This is a genomic window from Caulobacter sp. GW821-FHT10E02, from assembly GCF_059415225.1.
Window position 1 is genome coordinate 298,311 of the sequence record NZ_JBWKMV010000004.1, and the last position, 21,117, is coordinate 319,427.

Below are 21,117 nucleotides of genomic sequence, written 5' to 3' on the forward strand. Positions count from 1 at the left end.
ATGAGCAGCGCTTCGAAACGCCTGATGCTGGGCTCGGCCCTGGCCCTGGTCACCATGACCTCGGCCTTGGCTGATGTCCCCAAGCCGATCCAGCCCCAGGTCTCGGCCGACCGTCCCGACTGGGAGAACCCGGCGGTGTTCGCGCGGAACAAGCTTCCCGCTCGCGCCACCGGCTTCCCGTTCGAGACGCGCGACCTGGCCCTGGCCGGCGACATGGCGGCCTCGAAGCGCTTCCGCTCCCTGGACGGCGACTGGAAGTTCGCCTTCTCGCCGGGCGTCGACCAACGGCCCAAGGACTTCTGGCGCGACGACTTCGACGTCTCGGCCTGGAAGACCATCAAGGTCCCGGCCGACTGGCAGGCCGAAGGCTACGATCAGCCGCGCTACAACAACATCACCTATCCGTTCGCGGCCAACCGCCCGCTGATCCCGCACGCCACCAATCCGGTCGGCTCCTACCGACGCGACTTCGACCTTCCGGCCGACTGGAAGGGCCAGGAGATCGTGCTGCACATCGGCGCGGCCAACTCGGCCTACTACGTCTGGGTCAACGGCAAGCCGGTCGGCTATTCCGAGGACTCCAAGCTCCCCTCGGAGTTCGACGTCAGCCCCTATCTGCGCCCCGGCAAGAACAACGTCTCGATCGAGGTCTACCGCTGGTCGGACGGCAGCTACATCGAGGACCAGGACTTCTGGCGGGTCAGCGGCATCGAGCGCAGCGTCTGGCTGATGGCCGCGCCGACCACCCGCGCCCGTGACGTCTATGTCCACGCCGGCCTCGACAAGACCTATCGCGACGGCCGCCTGTCGGTCGATGTCGAGGTCACCAAGCCCCGCCCGGGGACCAAGGTCCGCACCACCCTGCTGGACGGCGATCGCACGGTCCTGACCCGCGAGACCGCCGTTCCCGCGGCCGGCAAGCTGACGGTCGCCGCCGAGGTCCCCGGCGTGAAGACCTGGAGCGCCGAGACCCCCGACCTCTACACCCTGGTCACCGAGGTGGTCGGCGCCGACGGCGCGGTGATCGAGGCCTCGTCGCGCCGGATCGGCTTCCGCACGGTCGAGATCAAGGCCGGCCAGGTGATGGTCAACGGCCGCCCGATCGTCATCCGCGGCGTCAATCGCCACGAGCACGACGCCGACAGCTTCCACGTCATCTCCGAGGCCGCCATGCGCCAGGACATGGCGCTGATGAAGCAGAACAACGTCAACGCCGTGCGCACCTCGCACTATCCCAACGACGAGCGCTGGTACGCCCTGGCCGACGAGTACGGCCTCTACGTGATGGACGAAGCCAATATCGAGAGCCACGCCTATCTGTCGAAGGGCGAGGACAATCCGGCCCAGCGCGAGACCTACGAGCTGGGCTTCGACCCGGCCTGGGAAGCCGCCCATGTCAGCCGCGTGGCCAACATGGTCGAGCGCGACAAGAACCATCCATCGATCATCTTCTGGTCGCTGGGCAACGAGACCGGCGTCGGGCCGAACTTCGAGAAGGCCGCCGCCCATATCCGCCAGCGCGACCCCAGCCGGCTGATCAGCTTCCTGGGCTGGAGCACGCTGGACGACCACCGGCCCAGCAGCTTCGTCGACATCTACGCGCCGATGTACGACGGCCTGGCCATGATGGTCGACTACGCCACCGACCCGCGCTTCACCCAGCCGATGATCCAGTGCGAATACGCCCACATGCAGGGCAATTCGGGCGGGGTGCTGAAGGACTACTGGGACGTGATCTACGCCCACCCCGAGAAGCTGCAGGGCGGCTTCGTCTGGGACTGGGTCGACCAGGGCATGAACGGCACCGACGCCAACGGCCGCCACTTCTGGAAGACCGGCGGCGACTACGGTTCCAATCCCGGCGGCGACATCGAGTTCGGCGACGGCCTGAACCAGCCCGACCGCACGCCCAATCCGCAGCTGCACGAGCTGAAGAAGGTCTACGCCCCGATCGCCTTCCAGGCGGTCGACGCGGCGGCCGGCCGCTTCTCGGCGCTGAACCGCCAGGACTTCCGCGACCTCTCCGGCTTCGACCTGGAGTGGGAGCTGCTGGAAGACGGCGTCCCGGTCGCCCACGGCGCCCTGCCGAACGCGTCCACGGCCGCCCGCGCCACCCAGGCGCTGTCGCTGGCCCTACCCGCGCCGAGCGCGCCCGGCATCGAGCGGATCGTCACCCTGCGCGCCCGCGCCAAGGCCGGAACCATCCCGCTGGTCGAGGCGGGCTCCGTCGTGGCCTGGGACCAGTTCGTCCTACCCGCCGCCTCGGCCAAGCCGGCGGTCGCCGCCGCGCAAGGTTCGGTGGCGCTGGCCGACGACGGCAAGACCATCAAGCTCTCGGCCAAGGACGCCGAGCTGGTCATCGACCGCAAGACCGGCCTCGTCGACCACTACGCGGTCGGCGGCAAGACCATCCTGTCGGGCGGCGCGCCGAACTTCTTCCGCGCCCTGACCGACAACGACCTGGGCGCCAAGGTCGATAAGACCCACGCCGTCTGGAAGGGCTTCTCGGAGACCCGCGACGTCCGCGCGATCACCGTCGATAAGGACGGCAAGTCAGTGTCGATCGACTATGTCTACGGCGGCGGCGCGGTGCGCTTCCTGACCACCTACGCGCTGCGGGCCGACGGCACGGTCAAGGTCAGCGGCCAGTTCACGCCCGCCCGCCCCGACCTGCCCGATCCGCTGCGCGTGGGTCTGGCCTTCGCCATGCCGACGGCGATGACCGATGTCGCCTGGTACGGCCGCGGCCCGCACGAGACCTACTCGGACCGCAAATGGAGCGGCGCCTTCGGCCTGTGGCACGGCCCGATCGCCGCCCAGAACCACGACTACATGCGGCCCCAGGAAACCGGGAACAAGGTCGACGTCCGCTGGATGGACATCGGCGCCGGGCAAGGCGCCGGCGTCCGCCTGACCGGCGACGCGCCCCTGTCGATGAACGTGCTGGCCTTCCCCTACGAGGACCTGCAACGCAAGACGCCGGGGACCTGGCGCTCGTCGGACATCCGCCCGCACGACCATGTCAGCCTGCTGGTCGACGCGGCCCAGGTCGGGATCGGCGGCGACGACACCTGGACCCTCGCGGCCCGGGCCCACGTCCAGTACCGCATCCCCCTGGCCCCGCTGACCTTCGGCTTCACCCTGTCGCCGTCGTCGCTGGACCGCACCAAGGTGGGGGCCAAGGGCGGGGCGGACTAGTCGAGGAAGAACTGCCGCTTGAAGGCGAACATGTCGTCCAGCAGGCAGTACTCCGGCGCGCCCAGTTCGATGACGGGGCAAGCCTTGGCCAGACGCGCGCGCCAGCCGGCCAGGCTGGCGCGAAAGGCCCGGTCCTCGTCCGGCGTCAGCCAGCGCCAGAGATAGGCCAGGGTGACGTGGAAGCGGTATGCATCCGGCTCCTGGATCGCGATGCCCAGCACCTTCGACAGCCGCGCCCTCAGGCGGCGCAGCTTGGCGGTCTCGGCCGCGTCCACGGGCTCCAGCCGGATGGTCAGCGGACGCTCGCTGGCCGGCGGCTCCGCTCTATCGATCCGCATACGGATCGGAAGCGCGCAGTCCAGATCGAAGGCCTTCAGCCGCTCGCCCAGGATCCGGTCGCACTCGGCGATCGGCAGGTCCAGCGGCAGGCCGGCCGGCCACAGCCCCGGCTGCCGATAGGGGTCGTTGGCCCCGCCGAAGATCGTCATGTGATAGCTGGACGGCGGCAGGGGCGTGATCTTGCCGCTGAACGCCTGGCGCGGCAGCTCGCGATAGATGTCGAGCAGGGCGTCGAAGAACGCCGAGCCCGGCCCCTGCTGCGGCAAGTGGCAGATGATCGTGTTGCCGACGAACGGCATGACCCGCCCCTGCGCGTCGAACTTTTTGCCGACATCGGGCGGAGAAGCGGGACGCTCGTCCGCCAGAGCCTGACCGGCGAGACCCAGCAAGGGTCCCGCCGCCAGCAGCGCGCGTCTCGAAAGCGCGTCCATCAGAACCTCGCCGACACGCCGACCATCACGGCCCGGGGCTGCTTCATCCGCGCCACCGGGATCTCCTTGTCGAGACCCAGGTTGGTGTCGACGCCCTGGCCGGTCAGGTTCGAGCCGTCGATGCGCACGGTGTAGGTCTTGTCGATGTCATAGGACAGCGAGGCGTCGATCTTGTCGGACGGCAGCACCCAGCGGATCTTGTAGAAGTTGGCCAGGCTGGACGTGCCGCCGCCGATGTAGCGCTCCTCGGTCATCACGTCGGTGTGGTTCCAGGCCACGCGGGCGCGCAGCTTGTCGCCCTCGTAGAAGACCGACAGGTTGGTCACGAACTTGGGCTGGCCCGGCAGGGCGTCCAGGGTCTTGGGCGTGCCGTCGGCCAGCTTGATCGGGAAGTCGGTCTTCGAGGCGATGGCGTTGAAGTTGACGCCGAAGTTGCTCCAGGCGCCGGGCAGGAAGCCGAAATACTTGATGAAATTGACCTCGACGCCCTCGGTCGTGGCCGCCTCCGTGGCGTTGACCGCCGTGGTCAGCAGGCCGGGGACCACGGTCCCGCCGCCGATGTCGATGTCGGCCGTGCGGCCCAGCGAATAGATCTCGTTCTGGATGCGCTTGTGGAACAGGGCCAGCGAGGCCAGGCCCTTGCCCTCGTCCAGGTACCATTCCAGCGACAGGTCGAGATTGTCGGAGACTCGCGGCTTCAGGTCCGGATTGCCCGTCGTCAGTTTGGGAAACGACTGGTCCGCCAGGTTCAGCGACCCGCCCAGCAGCGCCATGTCGGTCAGCTTCGGACGGCCGACCGTGCGGCTGTAGGCCACGCGGACACGCTTGTCGGACGACAGGTCGTAGGTCGCCTGGGCCGACGGCATCCAGTGCGAATAGTCGCTGTTGGCCTCGACCGGATCGTAGGTCGTCTTGCCGGCCTTGGTCGTGGCGCGGAAGCCGGTCGTGTCGACCTTGGTCGATTCCAGGCGCAGGCCGCCCTGCACCGTCCAGTTGTCGGCCTTCCAGCGCGCCATGCCGTAGGCGGCGTAGACGTCCTCGCGGATCCAGAAGGTCTTGCTGAAGGCGCTGGCGGTGTCGGCGGTCTTGGTCGCCGTCGGCAGATAGCGGTTCAGCGTCTCGATCAGCTTGCCCTGGTCAACGACCAGGAACTGGCCCGGCTGGCAGTTGATCGGGCACAGGCGGCTGGTCGAGATGACGTCGGCCAGGGTGTAGGGCATGCCCAGCTGGTAGGTCTTGCCGTAGTTCTCGCCGTGGTCGCGCCGGATGCCGCCGCCGCCGAACTCGACGCCCAGGCCGGTGTCGTGGGCGTCCATGTTGTAGGCGGCCTTCAGCCGGCCCTCGTAGTTACGGCCGTCGGTCTTGTAGCGCTCGTCATAGTGCTGGGGATTGGACGCGGTCGGCCCGCCCGCATAGGCGGCCAGGTTGTCGTAGGCGGTCTGGTTGACCGGCGTGAAGGCGACCTCGTCGTCGCTGATGTCGTAGCGGAACGACAGGCCGTTCTGGATGAAGCTGTCGCTGATCTGCGGGTTGTTATAGGTGGCCCGCGAGGCCGCCGCCTTCAGGCCCAGCCGCCAATCGCCGGCCGTGTAGTCCACCGCGCTCTGCAGGCCGTAGACCTTGCGGTCGAACAACAGCTTGAACGACTTGATGTTCTGCGAGGTGTCGCCAGGATTGCCTGGACGCGGCGAGAACACGCCCGACGTGGCCGTCTGGTCGCTGACCAGGGCGCTGGCGCCGATGCTGGCGAGGGTGTCGTTGCGCAGCGACTTCTCGTTCTGGCCGAAATAGTAGCCCGTCGTCCGCACACTGAGATTGTCGCTGGCCCGCCAGTCCAGCACGGTCATCAGCGAGCGCCGCTCGCGGGTGTTGTCGTAGGCGTACCAGCGCCGCTCGGTCGGCGTCGGGCCCATGCCGACATAGGGCTGACCGGTGTTCTTGCCCGTCGCGTCGAACCAGTACGAGCCGCCGCCGCGCTCCAGCTGCGGGATCCACATCTCGCGCCGCCAGTAAGAAGCGCTGACCATCACCCCGAACTGGTCGTCGGCGCCGTAGCGGCGGGTGACGAACACCTCGGCCTGCGAGACCGGCCGCTCGCCGCCCTTGGCCTTGTCTTGGACCTGGTAGCCCAGCTTGGCCGACAGCCGGGTCTGGTCCTTGCGGAAGTCGAACGCACCCGGGATCTTGAAGTTGATCGAGCCGCCGATCGAGTGGCCGTCCATGTCCGCCGTGCTGGTCTTGTAGACCTCCATGCGCGAGGCGACGTTGGACGGCAGGGTCTCCAGATAGAACTGGCGGCCGCCGCCATTGGTCTGGTTCTGGCTGTCCGGCGAGGCCAGCTGCAGGCCGTCCAGGGTGGTGGTGATGTAGTGGGCGTTGAAGCCGCGGATGCTCGCGAAGCGCGGCTCGCCCTGGTAGTCGTAGACGCTGACCCCCGCGATGCGCTTCAGCGCGTCGCCGACGCTGAAGTCGGCCATCTGGCCGATGTCGTCGGCCGAGATGGCGTCCATCACCTGCACCGTGTCGCGCTTGGCGGCGATGGCGTTGCGGTCGGCGGCCCGCTGGCCCACGACCACGACCTGGTCCACGACCGAGGCCTGCTGGGTGACCTCGCCGCCGCTCGCCGCCGTCGCCACGCGGCGCAGGATGATCACGCCGCCGCTGTCTGAGACGATCTCCAGGCCCGTGCCGTCGATCAGCTTGCGCAGGGCCAAGCGGGCATCCATCGAGCCTTTGAGGGCCTGGGTGCGGACGCCTTCCAGGCCGTCGGCCGGAGCCACGACCTGCAGTCCCGCCTGCCGCGCGAAGGCCGAGATCGCCGAGGCCGCGCCCTGGGCCGGCACGTCGAAGGTGCGCTGCTGCGCCGTCGCCGGCATGGCGCAGGCCAGGAGGGCCAGAGCGGCCGCGCCGCCGGCCAGGATGTTCTTCCGCAACATGGTTCGCCCCGAAGTTCGCCGGTCCCGCGCCGGCCTCAACGGGGTGGAGCCTCGATGGCGAAACTCCCGCCATGCCGCCCGCGAAAAAAGTTCTAGCCCCGGCTGAGACGAACGCCGTCAGCCTCCGGCGTCGCCCGGAGACCCAGGCTGAGCGCCGCCGCCTTGGCGAAGCCGTCCGGGTCGCTAGCCGAGAACAGGCCGGTCATCTTCAGCTTGGCGACGGTCGGGTCGTCGATGACGATGCGGCGGTCGGAATAGCGGGCGAACTCATCGGCCACCTGGTCCAGGGTCAGGCCGTCCAGGTCGATCTGCCCCTGCCGCCAGGCCATGGCCCGGTCGACGGCCGCCGCCCCGACCTCGGTCGGCGCCAGGACCCCGGCCTCGGCCACCCGCACCGCGTGCTCGGCGGTGAGGCGCACGGGCTTGCCTTCGGCCCCGCGCCAGACCTCGACCACGCCCTCGCGGACAATCACCCCGACCTGGCCATCGGCATGGGTCCGCACCGTGAAGCTGGTGCCCACGGCCCGCACCCGCACGTCGCCGGCCACCACCACGAAGGGCCGGCCGGGATCCTTGGCGACATCGAACAGGGCCTCGCCCTGCAGCAGCTCCACCCGCCGCAGCTCGCCGTCGAAGGCCGCGCGGATCGTGGTGTCGGTGTTCAGGGTCACGGCCGAGCCGTCGCTGAGCGGGGCGCGGCGGATGTCGCCCTTGGCCGTGGCCACCCGCCCCTTCAGGCGCATCCCGCCATAACCGACCGCCCCCACCACCGAGGCGGCCGCCAGCAGGCCGCCGCTCACCAGCAGGCGTCGACGATCGGCGGCGCGCGCCACTGGGTGGGCCGAGGGCGCGAAGGCCTCGCCCAGGCCCTGAGCGCGATCCAGATGGGCGCTGACGGCCAGGGCCTTGGCATAGGCGCCGGCCCGGCGGGGATCCTGCGCCGTCCAGGCCTCGAGAGCGGCCTGGTCCTCGTCCGACAGCGGCCCCCGATCGACGCGCGCGGCCCAGGCGGCCGCGGTGGCGTCAATGTCGGCGCTGCTTTCTCGGGTCGTGGTCAACTTGGCTCGGGTCCTCGGCGTCTCGGGGACTAGATGCCTGGAAGCGTCCGCTTCCGCCACGTCCCAATGCATTCATCAACACGCCGATGCCCTTGCCGACGTGTTTCTCGACGGTGTTCTCCGACACCCCCATGCGCCGCGCCACCTCGCGCTGCGACAGGCCGTGGACCTTGCGCAGGGTGAAGGCCTCGCGGCACTTGGCCGGCAGGCCGGCGATCAGGCCGGCGATGCGCGACAGCTCCTGGCGGTCGGCCGCCACGGTCTCGGGCGACGGCTCCCCGCAGGGCGGCTCCAGGGCCTCGACCTCGGCCAGCGCCTCGAAGGCGACGATCCGGCTGCGCCGCAGCGACCGCAGCACCACCGACTTGGCGACCTCGAACATGTAGGTGCGCGGGGTCTGGATGTGCTCCACCCGCTCCAGCGCCGCCAGGATCGCGTAGGTCTCCTGTACGATATCGTCGACCTCCAGCCCCGCCAGCGGCCGCCGGGACAGCCACGCCCGCAAGGCCGGCTCATGCGGCAACGCATTCCGCGCCAGCCAGATCGCCCGCTCATGCGTGGTCAAGGTCATGGGCGCAGGCTGCTAGCAGCGATATGTGACAGCTGGACGCTAGCGCGCGCGGAGCGGCGCCGAGGGGCGTGTGGGACCCGCCAAAGCGGTTTCCAACTATGTCAGGAGAAAATGGCGCGCCCGGAACGATTCGAACGTCCGACCCTCAGATTCGTAGCCCGCGCGGTCGGACATTTCGGTAATTTCCCGCCGATAGTTTTCCTTTCCCGAGAATTCCGTAAGCCATTGCGATAGCTTGATAAAATCAAACGGCAGGCCACTCTGGAAATGTCCCGGATGGTTTGGACCACGTGTGCAACCACCGTCCTAGCCACCGTCCTAGCGTTCCGGATGCGTTCCATGGGCCGTTCCCGTTCCGATCCTCTTCGCTTGGCCCTGACCGACCGCTCGGTCGCGGCCCTCCCCTTCTCGGACGGCGGGCAATACATCGCTCGCGACGAGACCCTCGGCGGCTTCTTCGTCATGGTCGGCGCCAGGAGCAAAACCTACTACGCCCAAGGCGATCTCTGGCAGGGTTCGCACCGGCGGAGCGTCAAGGTCCGCCTCGGCGGCGCCGAGGACATCAGCGCCCGCGAAGCGCGTGCCGAAGCCAAAGCCCAACTGGCGGCCATCGCCAAAGGCAAGCCGCCCGAGGGCTCCATTGCGGCGCCCAAGCCCGAGACCGGTCCAACACTGCGGGAGGCGTGGGCGCGCTATCGGGATGTGCATATGGAACGGCGCGGCCGGAGCACGGCCACCATCGCCAGCTACAGAGATCACGTCGAGCGGATGCTCCGCGACTGGCTGGACCTGCCGCTGATGACGTTGGGCGAAAACCCCCGCATGGTCGCCGACCGCCACGACAAGATGAGCCAGGCGCACGGTCCCTACGCCGCCAACGGCGCGATGCGGACCTTGCGCGCGGTCTACAACCACGCCCGCAAGACTTGCCGCGCCCTGCCCGCTGACAATCCGACCTTCGGCGTTGACTGGAACGTCGAGCGGCGTCGCGACACCGCCATGGGCGCCAGCGACCTTCCGCGCTGGTTCACCGAAGCCGGGCGGCTGCGCCATCCGATCCGGCGGGAGTTCCACCTCTTCCTGTTGTTGTCGGGAAGCAGACCGGGCGCCCTGCTGGAAGCCAAGGTCGAGCACGTGAACTTCGCCAAGCGGCTGCTGCGGATCCCCAACCCGAAGGGCGGGCCGTCCAGGGCCTTCGATATCCCGCTATCGCGCCCGATGATGCGGTGCCTCGTCCGCGCCATGCGCGCCAGTCGCCTGCTTCATCCGAAGGAGGCGCGGACCTGGATTTTCGCGGCCAACAGCGGCGTGGGCCATCTGGTCGAGCACGACGAGAAGCGGGAAACCCTGTTCAAGTGGGGCAACGACTTGCGCCAGAGCTATCGGACGCTTGGACAGGCTTGCGGCCTCTCCGAGATCGACATGCACCTGATGATGAACCACTCCATCCCCGGCGTGAACGCCGGATACATCACAAGGGCCAAGCTGCTGGGCGACCACCTCCTGACAGCCCAGGAGAACCTGTCGCGGTTCATCATCGACGTGGGCCGCGTGCGCCGGCGTAACGAAGCGCCGCCCGAGCGGGCCTGGCCATTGCTCCCCAGCCGCAAGATCGGAGATCCGACCCTTGATCCTACGCCGCCAGATCCGCGCGTCGGCAAGGGCTACGGAGGTCGCCCCAAAGGTGGCGGAGGCCCTCGCCCGCCGACACCGACCACACCTGCGCCCGCGCGCGCCATGGACGACGATTGGGAGATCGACATCCGCCGCCGGCTGTCGGCGGCCGGCTTACGGTAAGCCGGCTACTCTGTTGGCTTTGGACGCCGCGTTTCGACACCCATGGACGGCACTGGCCCAAACAGCTCATCGAGGAGGTCGCCGAAGAAGGCTTCGACGAGGCGGACCTCAAGGTCCGAGATCGGCACCATTTCCGGCCAGTCGTCAGTTACGACGATGGGCTTGTCGTTCCGCCGCCACCGGCGTCGGATTGGTGGATCAGGAGAGTTGGCCACGCGCTCACCACGCCAAAAGCTGTGACGCACCATAGCACCTGCATTCATGCTAGCCGCGTCACGTCCTCGGCAGCTTTGCCGGAATGTACGGCTCTCCGCAGCGGGGGCATGTCGCCTGGGCGATGAAATCCATCGCCTTACGCACCAGCGGCGCGGTCGGGCCTGGATCGTGGATCTCGATGCGAGCGGCGATGACGATCAGGCTGGCGGCTTCATGGACGTTGGCCGGGGTCATCTTGGTAATGGCCCGATAGAGGCGCTTGCGTCGGGTGAACAGGTCGTCGAGCTGCTTCTCGATCGCCTCCATTTCCGGTCCCATGGGCAGGCCCCGGCGCTCGCGGTCGTTCATGCGGAAGTAGTCGAAGCTGGCGACCGCCTCCGTCTCCAGCGCCGCCCAGCGGCGGGCCAGGTGGTCGCTCTCAAAGTCCAGCGTCAGCCATTGGGCGCAGCGGCCGATGAGGGTGTCCGCCACTGGCGCTGTTGGGGCGCTGCCGGCAGCGCAGACGACGGGCGCGGTGCCCGCGACCGCCAGCAGAGCGCGGCGGGAGAAGAGGGTCGGCTCGGCCTGGTCTTCGGACATGACGGGGCTCCCGGCGCGAGCGCTCGGCCCGATCTGCGCGCAGATCGGTGGAGTTTTGGAGGATTCCGCTTAGACTTCAGCGAATTCCTCCGACCAAGTCAACGGGAATTTGCAAGAACTCGGAGGATTTCTCTAAAAATGATCTCGCCAGCGCAAATTCGGATGGCCAGAGCGGCGCTCGGAATCAGTGTCCGCGCCTTAGCTGAGCAAGCTGGCGTGGCGGATTCCACTATCCATCGGTTTGAGGCGAGCAAAGGCGGGATGCAGACTGGGACGCTGGATCGTCTCCAGGCAGCGCTGGAGGCGGGCGGCGTAATCTTCCTATCCGCTGATGCCAGCGGCGGACCCGGCGTTCGCCTGTCGAAATAGGGAGTCTGCGGAACCAGGACCGGACACGGTCGGGGCTCGCCCTGAAGCGCTTGGAGAGCCTCTTGCCGGGCGGGCTGGTGAGGGTCAAGGGCGGCTTCGCCGTCGCTCCGCGATGGCGCCGGAGGTGCCACCCTTGACGCTCATCAGCCCGTCCGGCCCTTGCTCCGCCAAGCGCTCCAGGGCGTGGTCCGGCGAGCGTAAAAGGCCGAAAAGGGCCTAGGGTCCCTATTAGGGCGCTGAGTTTGCTGCGGAAATGCCGATGTTAGGGCAGCGACCCGAAGGAGGGTTCCTGTAAAATCTCAACACCATCATGCACTTAGGGACCGAAGGTCCCTGTGCTTTTATCTTGCCTTAGTATTCGTTCTCGTGCGTGGGCCCTTCTTGCCTCCAGACATACTCCTATGAGAGCACGCGGGACCGTCGATGGCCGTGGCGAGGGTCAGGGATGCCACCGGAGACGCCGGGGATCTCTATTAAGCGGCCGCACCCACCTCGCCGCTGAGATGAGCACATACGACGATGGAGGCGTGATCCCGGCGTCTGGTTCAGTGGAAGTCAGATCCATCAAAAAGCTCTGCACCCTGAACTCTCTGCATCCAGAGATCGATCTCGGCGGCGCTGATCAGGGTCCAGCCGCGCCTCGCCGCCATTGCTCGTTCGCCCGCTGATGGTGACGAGAGAACGACGACCAGATCGCTATCCAACCCCCGTTCTGAGTCAGACGATAGAAGCTGACGTCGCTCAGGCTCCGACGCAGGTACGGACAGGTGAATCTCCCGTCCATCGCGCGTTAAGCTGAAGCTGCGGCGGCCTACCTCTCGTTCGACCCAGCCGTAGGCACTGACCAGCGACCGGCAGAACTCAAGAAAGTCCTCCGGTCTGGCTGCATGCTCAACACCGAGCGCGAAGCCAACAACCTCCCGGCTCCGACCGCCTGGATAGGCCTCAAGGTAAATCTGGTAGGTACGCGGCCCGAACTTGATGTCCAAAATTTCAGAGCCTTCGGACAAAACCCACGGCCAATAGATCAAGATGTATCGAGCCGAAGATAACCTAATGTCGGTGCTCAGCATTCCGTACAGGGTTCTTCGAATGAGTCCTTCGATCGAAATAGTTCGTTCGGCGCGGCATGTACCGATGAGCCCTAGAGGGGGCTCCGGATGCGTTTGATCGGAGCCCTCCCTATGTGCCGGTGCCATCGCATTCAAACGGTCTCCATGCTGCGTCAACAGAGTGGCTGCATGTTTGGCCGTGCGCGCGGCAAGATTAGTCGCAACGAGATTGGGTGCTACGCCTTCTCGCTGACGCAGACGGTGCGCTCCGATTGTCCATATGAAATCAAATTCGCGCCCCTTCGTGACCGCCTGCTTGGGAGACAGCTTCAGGGGATTCGGAGAGCCATAGCCAATTGGTCGGACCAGCAAGAGGTGTCGCACGAATTCTTTGTGCATCCGCGCGGCGACGATGCGGTCGAAATCCCTAGGCTCGCTTCCACATATGGCGACATAAACCTGCCGCGCCAGATGCCTGCGACCGCGCCCCCCGGTCGATATGATGTCCATAGGAAGCGCCGGCGCGTTGTTGGACCCTCGCCCATGAAACGGCGCTCTCTCCAATGCCCAGCGGGCAATACCTCCGACCCCCGTCGCGACCCAATCAGGACCTGGACTATGCCATCCGCTTTCTTCCTCTAAGAGCCGACAACCTAGGGCTCCGATCTTGAAGAGGTCCGTTAGGTGTACGAACTTTGAAAACTTAGATTCATCCGATAATCCGGCGAGAACCCACTCAAGTGTAGGTGGGACAAAAACGTTTATAATTTCCCGCTTACCGATCAGAAGAACTCGATCAAGCACCGACGGATCGATAGGTAATCTTGCCGCTCGTTTGATCTCCTCTTTGAGAGCTGGCAGCAAGATGACCGTATCACGCCACACCTCTGCGCCGTGGGCAGACATAGCGCTCAGGCTAAGATAAGCAGCGAACAAGACGTGCTCGATAGACGCGGGTAGGCCAGCAAAAAGCGCTAGATCGGCTGCAAATTGTGGATGCTGCTTGATCAATGCGCCATCAAGTATTCCCATCGCCGCGTCACATATTTGATCCGAAGCGTCGATATGAAGTTGCTCGGAGCCGTCTCTGAACGCCCAAATTGCCGGATCGCCCTCGCCAACCTCAAATTTCTCGGGCGCTGCCAGCAACGCGCCGTCGAACTCGAACGTTTCGAAATCCCTGACGGTCTCGCCTGTCCCAATAACCTGAATGCAATAATGATTTGCGCCTGCCCGTGCTTTGAAGACGGGCAACAGAAAGCCCGCACCGGGACCACCCAGCTCCAGAAGCCCTTCGAGAGCGGCCACTAGAGGTCGGCCTCATCAACCAAACCCTTGTGCACGTAATAGCTGAGACACAGCGTATGGAGCTGGGACATGTATTCGTTAGGGCGTGTGCGGTCTGAAATGCGATAGGGGATTAGGTCTACGCCAATGGCCTTCAGCGCCGCGCCAATGGCGCCATCGACGTACTGTCCCGGAAGGATGACCGCAGCGACGGCCTGCGCAAGGTTGAGAGTCTCGTCGATCTGGACCTCAATGCCGGAGCCGCGGCTGTCGACTGCATTGGCGCCTTTGGCTCCCACGAGCGCGGCATAGGCGTGAGCTTCGAATTCGACGGGGTCGACATCGTCGATAGCCGCCCCCTTCGCACCGAGGTAGGCGGCATTAGAGCCGAAGAATCTCTCGACGACGCGACCCGGCGTGTCCAGATCGACGTCCAGTCCGAAGTCACCCATTTTCATGAGCTTATGAAGAAAGTGGTCGTAGAATCCGTGGTGAAAAGCCCCGGAATCGAAAGGAAAGATGCGCTTAATCTTGAAAGCCCAATCGGGCTTGAGGATCAGCACAATGGGCAGGTAATGACCCATGGAGCTGGGCTGCTCATCCAAGTTCGGACGGAACGCCGGACGGCCGTAAAATAGGTAGGTTAGCGTTTCGCCTTCAAAGACAGGGCACGGCTGCGGCGTAATAGCTTCATTTTGAATGATATCGCCGAGAGCATAGATATCCGTGCTGTGAACAAAAGGCAGTCTCGGGGTGCGAGGCTCAGACGCTTGCACAACTGCCCGAAGCCGAGTTTTGCCCTTATCTAAATCGTGGGCCAACAGACACCCCTCCCCATTGGTGTGGCGACGCTAGAGGCTCACTTGACGCGTAACAAGTGAGGCAAGATGGGCCGGGTGAGTTGATGTCGCCTCAAGCTGGCCCTTTCGCGACGATCGCCCGCCCGTTTGATCGACACGTACAAACCGCGAAAGTTTCGATGATCGCGCCACCCGCTTTGCGCCGTTCGGCACCAGTGGCGCCATGCTCCTCGCCTGGCGGAGCCATCTGGACGCAGCGCATCGATCAATCTGGTCAACTTTCGTTGATCCTCTCCCGATAAGCGCCGCCCCCGATTGGACACCACTCCGCGAAGACTTAGCTTAACAGTTCGCCCCTGGCTTGTATGCTGGCCGCTGATGGTTGGGAGGCGCGCTTTGAGTAGCGACCGTTTAAGAATCGAAAAGCGGCCAGAAGCAATGAGGCCGCTAGTGTCCCAAGTGGTCGCAATCGCAAATGGAGAGAGGGAGGCGCTCGGCTTCCTGTCAGAAGGGGCCTACCTCGATGCCGTGGCCCGCCGCCAAATTTATCTAATGATCGACGGAGACGCGTCCGAACCTGTCGTAGCTGGTTTCATATTGTTCGGCGGGGTCTATCCGAACGCGCGAGTGACGCAGATCGGTGTTTTGCCGGACTTCCGGCGCGCGAGAGTGGGAAGCCGCCTGATGGCCAGCTTAGCTTCCGAGCTAGAGAGGCAAAATTACCTAAGTATAAAGGCGAAAATAGCCGCCGATTTGCCTGTCGCCCTTGGATTTTACCGAAAGAATGGCTTTGAAGAGACCTCTCGCAAAAGAGGTGGAGTTGCCAGAAATAGGGATATACTTGTACATATTCGACATTTGAACACGCCAAATCTCTTTAGCGTATCGCCATCTGCGCCCGCGATGGCAATAAATATACGAAGCAAGGTCGAGGCACCACTATACGCTTTCGACCTTAATGTACTATTTGACTTGGTCCGCACCCGCGCGCGTCACGAGGCTGCGGGAAAGCTGTTTGGCGCAGCTTTGGATCATCGCTTGAGACTGGCGATTTCAAAAGAATTCATTGAAGAACTTCGTCGAACATCCAATTCGTCGGCCAATGATCCTATTTTGCAAATGGCCCTTCGACTTCCTCAGTTGCCTAAACATGCAAATCACGAAGTAAAGGCGTTAGCCGACAAAATACATGATGTCGTCTTTGTGCGAGCCCAGGCTCGCGGGGCCGGAGGAGTTCAGGCGCGCAGTGACTGCAAGCATCTTGCACACGCCGCACTGACGCGTGCGGCGGCTTTTATCACAAGCGATGGCGTAATACTAAATTCTCAGGACGCGCTTCTAGCGCAATTTGGTCTCGACGTGGCCAGTCTTGATGAATTGCTGGAAACCCTTCCCGTGGATCAGGAGCCTGCTAGCGCAGAGTCTTCCAGATTAGGGCTGTACGACATTGCGCCAATGGGCGGCGATTTTTTTCAAGCGGCCGCTAAGGAGCGGCACTTTCCTGAAACTGTCGCGGCGAAGTATATAAAAGATTCAACAACTTCCACCCACGGTTACGTGATTTCGAGCGGCAATCATGTTGTGGCGTTTGGCTGCATTAGCCGACGGGCACGGCAGGAGCATCAGAATATGGCGATTTACGTCAATCCTGAGCACGCCGAGCCAGAAGCCCTCGCCGATTACCTAATCACAAAGTTGCTCTACGCCGCCACGAAGCTGTCCGCACCTGCAACGATCCTTCTGGATCTGTTGCCGGGCCAATCTGTGGTTCATCAAATGGCCCAGGCGCGAGGTTTTCAGCAGCGCCCAGGCTCACATGAGATGGCAAAGGTAGCGCTTGGACGTCCGCTCACGCCCTCCCGCTGGCGAAGGATGACTGATCAGCTACGGCGCCAAACCGGGCTGACTGTGACCCGGGATGAGGCATCTGGATCGCTGCGCGTTGCCGACCCCAACGGTGTCGAGTTTCAAACGAGTTCGGCCCAGCTAGAGGAACTTCTCGGCCCGACGGCAGTCGCCATGCCGGGCCGCTCAGGAGTGATTGTGCCGATTGCCAAGCGGTACGCCGACGATCTGCTCGGCACCGACAACCAACTGAAGTTGGCGTTCGTGGAGCAAAGAGGCGCAGCGCTTCTAACACGCCGGGGATATGTGAACTCGCCCAGGACTGCCAAGGCCATGGTGCCCGGGAGTCCAATATTCTTCTACGAGTCAGGCCGAACGCAGGGCCGCAGCGCAATCGTGGCCGTCGCGCGGATTGTCGATTCCGTCATCGTGGAAAAGGAGACCATCGATGACAGTGAGAAGCGCATGCTCGTGGTGGACGAGTTTCAAAGCATCTCTTCCTCCAAGCACGTTTTGTTAACCACATTCGACAACCTCCTAACCTTCAAGGATCCGGTTCCGTTGAAGGTGTTGAGAACCATGGACGCGATCGGAAAAGCCAACCTCATCTCCGCAACTCCAGTTAGCGATGCAAATGCTGCAAGAATCCTCGATGCGGGCTGGGCGGATTAGTGAGGTGGGAGCCGCGCTGATTTCGATAAAGCCCAAGTACGCTGAAGCAATTTTAACAGGCCGGAAAACGGTCGAGCTGCGCCGGAGAATTCCCGCGCTCGCGCCGGGTACCCGTTTGTTTATTTACTCGACCTTGCCTGTCGGCGCCGTGGTTGGAGCTGCCACCCTGATTGGGGTGACGCGGGGAACTCCAGGCGAGATTTGGGACGAACATGCCTCACAGGCCGGGGTCATCAAGCACGACTACGACGCATATTTCAGCGGCACCAATGAAGCCGTCGGGCTAATTTTGGCGAGTGTCCAGCGCATAGCGCCGGTGACCATCGCAGCGTTGCGCACGCTTCGCCCTGGCTTCCACCCGCCGCAAGTTCTCATCCGCCTTTCGCAAGATGAGGCAAGGGCCATTCAGTGCGGAAATCGCTCACATCAGACTGCCGCGCGAAACCAGTTCGCCCAGCTTAGCCTTGCGAGCTAACTTACAAGATTGGCTAAGCTAGATCGACATGCCGATGTTCTAGCTGACCGCAGATTCGAGCCAGCCCTTCGACCTCAGTGCGCCTAAGGCAATGTCAATCTGGCGAGCCGAGAATTGCTTTTTGCGTTCGTTCCAGGCGTAAACTCTGGCGCGAACTTCCTCGCTTGTGTGTGCCAGTTCGCGGCTCGCCACCCAGTGGACCGTAGCCAAAAGTTCCAATCCGAACGGCGTCTCAAACCCCTCGACCAATTTTCCAACACGATCGAAGCGCTCGCGGGTCTCATTATCTTCGGCCAGAAAAGCCTCCGCGTCGCTCACGGCGCCAGGGACAAGTTCAAGCTGCTTATCCGGCGCGTCGCCACCGTCGTGATACCCTGAGACCATGTGGCCTTCGATCTTAGTTAGAACGTGCCGGAGATTGTCCGCGTATGGGCCGTAGTGATGTTTGATGTAGTTCAACCGGAGGGGCTGCCCCGCCTCCTGCATAAAATACATAAGCTTCTGAAGTTCGATCAAAGTCACAAAGGGGTCCAGAAGACCGCTCAAGTACCGGTTTACCAAGACGACTAGAGCCGCACGCCCTGGCGTTATCCCCGGGACCTCACGAGATTTCGTCGCAACAGGCGCACTTGTGGGTTCGAATACAATGACGCGAACATCATCAAGCGGCTCCATCGCCGCGATAATCCGCGAACGAACATCATCCCAATTCAAGCCGCCTAGCCCCGCTCCAAGTGGTGGAATGGCTATTGAGCGAATACCGAGCTTCCTGACTTCATTCACCAGAGCGACAAGGCCGGACTCGACGTCCTCAATCCGACTCTTGCCCTTCCAGTGGCGCTTCGTCGGGAAATTGATGACGAATTTCGGGTTGGTAAGACTGCGCGTCTCGTAGATGAACATTCGGCCCGGCTGGACAGACTCAGTTGCGCATGCCGCAGCGTAGGCTCGGAAGTTCTCCGGAAACCGGTTCTTGAACTGGAGCGCGATGCCACGCCCCATAATCCCAACGCAGTTGACGGTGTTAACCAGCGCCTCTGCGTCAGATTGGAGGATGTCGCCTGTGGTAAATTCGATCATTCAGGCCCCCTCAATAGTACCAGTCGCGCCGGATTTCGATGGCAGGGCGGTGGCCCCCGGCACCGAAGGCGGCAGAAACTGGTTGGACGTAGGCGTTAGAAAAAACACCCACGCGTTCGACTAAATGCCACGGAAATGATTGCTCGACCAAGAACTCGGCCTGCTTCCCTTCCTTGTGTGCGCCAGCCCACTGTTTTGCCTGCACGGAATCCCACCTGATTTCGTGAAGTTGATTGAGATCCACGCGATCCTCGAAGTAGTAGGCACCGGCGTTCGACAGGGTGAACGCCCAACGGCGACCATTCGCGTTCGCCCAATCGACGGCAGACCGCAAGTCGGCCTCCAAATGCACGATCGGTTCCTGACCGCCCTTATAGGCAAGGTCCTGGTTCCTCATGTGTATCAGATACAGCATAACTGAGCGAGAACAAAAGTAGAACGGCGTGCATTGTCCGACGTGCAAATCCGGATGATGATTCAAGCGGAGCTCGTGAAGCCGCCGATGCTTGATATTGTTCATTCCGATCGTCGTGCCCGGATTGGCACGGGCTGCGATCGCCGCATCGCACAGCACGACTCCGTCAGCGACAATCGAAGCAAGGTTGTTCAGGTGGACGATGTGATAAATTTTTGGTTGAGCAGGAACCGGCATGATCAACGTCCAGCCACGGACCGACCGACTACGATGGGACTGCGGCGCTCCGTGCTACATCGCCGCCCCAACCGCCTAGTCATCGCTCCCCCCGGTTGCAGAGCGCATCCCTGTCTGGATATTGCAGCGTAAATGCGTTCTGGCAACCGCAGGGCCACTTGATGGCGACAACGATCAGGCGACCGCACCGAAACAGAAGCCCGGGACGTTCGGATAGATCGCAATTGGCTGCCCCCCATCGCGTTAATCGAAGAGCGGCTGGGCGCAGTGTCGCAGATTACGCCGCAAAGCCGTTAGGCAGTAGGCATAGCCGGGCACGGCTTCTACGATATCGAAATGCGCCGACGCCAGCAGATGCTTTCCGAGACACCAACCGGCAAGTCTTGGATCGGACAGTTCAACGACGCCGATCAGGCGGCTGCGGCGAGCTTGCTCGACGCGATGTTGCTGCTCAACGCTGAACATGTGAGCCAAGCGCTGCGGACCGAGTTAAGGGCGCTCGGCGGCGGCCGGCTTGTGCGCAAGCGTCGGCTTGCCCTTTACGCCGAACGCAAGCTAGCAGGGGAGCCGTTCTTCGCAGAGAAGATGAAGGCAGACCGCGACGGCAAAAAGCGACTCCGCGCTTTTGGCCGCAACTTTACCCCAGTACAACCTATCCGGGGGAGCACCCGGGTGGGGAGCGAGGCGACAATCGCCAACGTGTTCTCACAATTGGTCGGAAACGCAGGCGGCGATAGGATCTTCGTCAACAGCCCCGGTCCCGACCGTATCCGGGGTAAGTCCGGACCGACCCAAACGATCGTGATCGTCACGGACCTGATCGGCTCGGGCCGACGCATCCTGACCTGGCTGGATGCTCTGTGGAAGATCAAGTCCGTCAAATCATGGGTGTCGTTGAAACTGATCGATTTCGTGGTTGTTGCTGTCGCCGCGACGAAATCGGGCGAGGCTGCCATCCGCGCGCACCGGCTCAAGCCGACCGTTAGGAAAGTCTATGTGGCGCCGGTCATTTCGGCGGCCTCCAAAGACCCCAATGTTGTCGAATGGCGACGGCTTATCGCGACGGTTGGCCCCGCTTCAGGACGCGGCGCGGCCCGTGGAGGGTTCGGCGACGAGCCGTGCCTCGTCGCCTTTAGCTATCGCATACCGAACAACACCCCCGCCCTGATCCACGAGACCGACGCGGAAGTCTCATGGACGGCGCTCTACGAAGGCGGAATACCCGATGATCTCGCGCCAGCCTTCGGCGTTCGCGACGAGCATGAGATCGTTAGGGCAGCGGTAGAGGCGACCGGGACGACATTGTCACCCGACCTCTCCCTCAACGAGCAGCGCACGGTCCTCGTGCTCTCACAAATCAAGGGGCGTCTGAGGCAAGGGCAGTCTGAGGCCATAGCCCAGGAAACCCAGATGTCCTTGCCGACGGTCGAAGCGATCCTGACGGCAGCCGAGACTGATGGACTATTGGATAAGCACGGGCGTCTGACCGACGTCGGGCAAACGACCGTGCGATCAGGTCAAACCGGCGATCGTAAGCGACCAGTGGTTCCCACCGAAGCGGAACCATACTATCCATGGTTGCCGAGGGTCCCCTCGTCGCCGGTCTAGCACCTGCCGTCCTCCGGGACGGCCTTGATGGCAGGCACCAGCCGGTCGTCACGGACAAGGGGTTTCCCTTGTCACTGTCAGAGCGTCGGATTGCAGGTACACGGGAACTCGCCCCGCATTCCCTGCGGGAACCGCCTACGGGCGGCTAGCTT

Annotated in this window: 14 protein-coding genes and 1 pseudogene; 6 read left to right on the top strand and 9 right to left on the bottom strand. The window is 63.6% G+C overall.

The window, feature by feature from the left end; genetic code table 11:
- Window positions 1–3,198, top strand: coding sequence for a glycoside hydrolase family 2 TIM barrel-domain containing protein (locus tag AC07NI_RS21160; RefSeq protein WP_494622774.1), 3,198 nt, complete (start codon window positions 1–3; stop codon window positions 3,196–3,198).
- On the opposite strand, the gene AC07NI_RS21165 is transcribed toward AC07NI_RS21160, so the two are convergent.
- From AC07NI_RS21165 to AC07NI_RS21180, 4 genes and pseudogenes are all read right to left on the bottom strand, one after another.
- The gene (locus AC07NI_RS21165; RefSeq protein ID WP_494622776.1) at window positions 3,195–3,968 is read right to left on the bottom strand and encodes a DUF1868 domain-containing protein; all 774 of its coding nucleotides are present in this window, start codon (window positions 3,966–3,968) and stop codon (window positions 3,195–3,197) included. The two genes, AC07NI_RS21160 and AC07NI_RS21165, sit on opposite strands and share 4 nt — an antisense overlap.
- Window positions 3,968–6,550: pseudogene (locus tag AC07NI_RS21170) on the bottom strand (TonB-dependent receptor); the annotation flags it as partial. The pseudogene AC07NI_RS21170 and the gene AC07NI_RS21165, both read right to left, overlap by 1 nt.
- A gap of 446 nt (window positions 6,551–6,996) precedes the next feature.
- Window positions 6,997–7,962: a FecR family protein gene (locus AC07NI_RS21175; protein ID WP_494622778.1), complete on the bottom strand. Its 966-nt coding sequence runs from the start codon at window positions 7,960–7,962 to the stop codon at window positions 6,997–6,999.
- Entirely contained in the window at window positions 7,928–8,533 is a 606-nt protein-coding gene (locus AC07NI_RS21180) for an RNA polymerase sigma factor (RefSeq protein ID WP_494622780.1), read from the bottom strand. Before AC07NI_RS21180 ends, AC07NI_RS21175 begins: the two co-directional genes overlap by 35 nt.
- Before the next feature lie 369 nt (window positions 8,534–8,902).
- Between AC07NI_RS21180 and AC07NI_RS21185 the strand changes: the two genes are divergently transcribed.
- Window positions 8,903–10,330, top strand: a complete 1,428-nt coding sequence (locus AC07NI_RS21185; RefSeq protein ID WP_494622782.1) for an integrase arm-type DNA-binding domain-containing protein — start codon at window positions 8,903–8,905, stop codon at window positions 10,328–10,330.
- A gap of 273 nt (window positions 10,331–10,603) precedes the next feature.
- On the opposite strand, the gene AC07NI_RS21190 is transcribed toward AC07NI_RS21185, so the two are convergent.
- Window positions 10,604–11,125 carry a hypothetical protein gene (locus tag AC07NI_RS21190; protein WP_494622784.1) on the bottom strand — a complete coding sequence of 174 codons (522 nt, stop codon included), beginning with the start codon at window positions 11,123–11,125 and terminating at the stop codon, window positions 10,604–10,606.
- Window positions 11,126–11,287: 162 nt separating this feature from the next.
- Between AC07NI_RS21190 and AC07NI_RS21195 the strand changes: the two genes are divergently transcribed.
- Complete coding sequence (locus AC07NI_RS21195; RefSeq protein ID WP_494623332.1) at window positions 11,288–11,494, top strand: helix-turn-helix domain-containing protein; 207 nt, start codon at window positions 11,288–11,290, stop codon at window positions 11,492–11,494.
- Window positions 11,495–12,039: 545 nt separating this feature from the next.
- Here the strand turns inward: AC07NI_RS21195 and AC07NI_RS21200 are convergent.
- Window positions 12,040–13,854: a hypothetical protein gene (locus AC07NI_RS21200; RefSeq protein ID WP_494622786.1), complete on the bottom strand. Its 1,815-nt coding sequence runs from the start codon at window positions 13,852–13,854 to the stop codon at window positions 12,040–12,042.
- Window positions 13,854–14,654, bottom strand: coding sequence for a hypothetical protein (locus tag AC07NI_RS21205; RefSeq protein ID WP_494622788.1), 801 nt, complete (start codon window positions 14,652–14,654; stop codon window positions 13,854–13,856). The genes AC07NI_RS21200 and AC07NI_RS21205 overlap by 1 nt, the downstream gene beginning before the upstream one ends.
- A 429-nt stretch (window positions 14,655–15,083) precedes the next feature.
- Between AC07NI_RS21205 and AC07NI_RS21210 the strand changes: the two genes are divergently transcribed.
- Entirely contained in the window at window positions 15,084–17,150 is a 2,067-nt protein-coding gene (locus AC07NI_RS21210) for a GNAT family N-acetyltransferase (protein ID WP_494622790.1), read from the top strand.
- Complete coding sequence (locus tag AC07NI_RS21215) at window positions 17,113–17,625, top strand: ASCH domain-containing protein (RefSeq protein ID WP_494622792.1); 513 nt, start codon at window positions 17,113–17,115, stop codon at window positions 17,623–17,625. Before AC07NI_RS21210 ends, AC07NI_RS21215 begins: the two co-directional genes overlap by 38 nt.
- A gap of 39 nt (window positions 17,626–17,664) precedes the next feature.
- Here the strand turns inward: AC07NI_RS21215 and darG are convergent, their stop codons facing one another.
- Together darG and darT are read right to left on the bottom strand one after the other, a co-directional pair.
- Window positions 17,665–18,705, bottom strand: coding sequence for a type II toxin-antitoxin system antitoxin DNA ADP-ribosyl glycohydrolase DarG (gene darG / locus AC07NI_RS21220; protein WP_494622794.1), 1,041 nt, complete (start codon window positions 18,703–18,705; stop codon window positions 17,665–17,667).
- 10 nt (window positions 18,706–18,715) lie between these two features.
- On the bottom strand, window positions 18,716–19,357 hold the full coding sequence (gene darT, locus AC07NI_RS21225; RefSeq protein WP_494622796.1) for a type II toxin-antitoxin system toxin DNA ADP-ribosyl transferase DarT: 642 nt from the start codon (window positions 19,355–19,357) through the stop codon (window positions 18,716–18,718).
- Between the two features lie 336 nt (window positions 19,358–19,693).
- On the opposite strand from darT, the gene AC07NI_RS21230 reads away from it, so the two are divergent.
- Complete coding sequence (locus tag AC07NI_RS21230) at window positions 19,694–20,965, top strand: phosphoribosyltransferase-like protein (RefSeq protein WP_494622798.1); 1,272 nt, start codon at window positions 19,694–19,696, stop codon at window positions 20,963–20,965.
- Window positions 20,966–21,117: the final 152 nt, after the last annotated feature.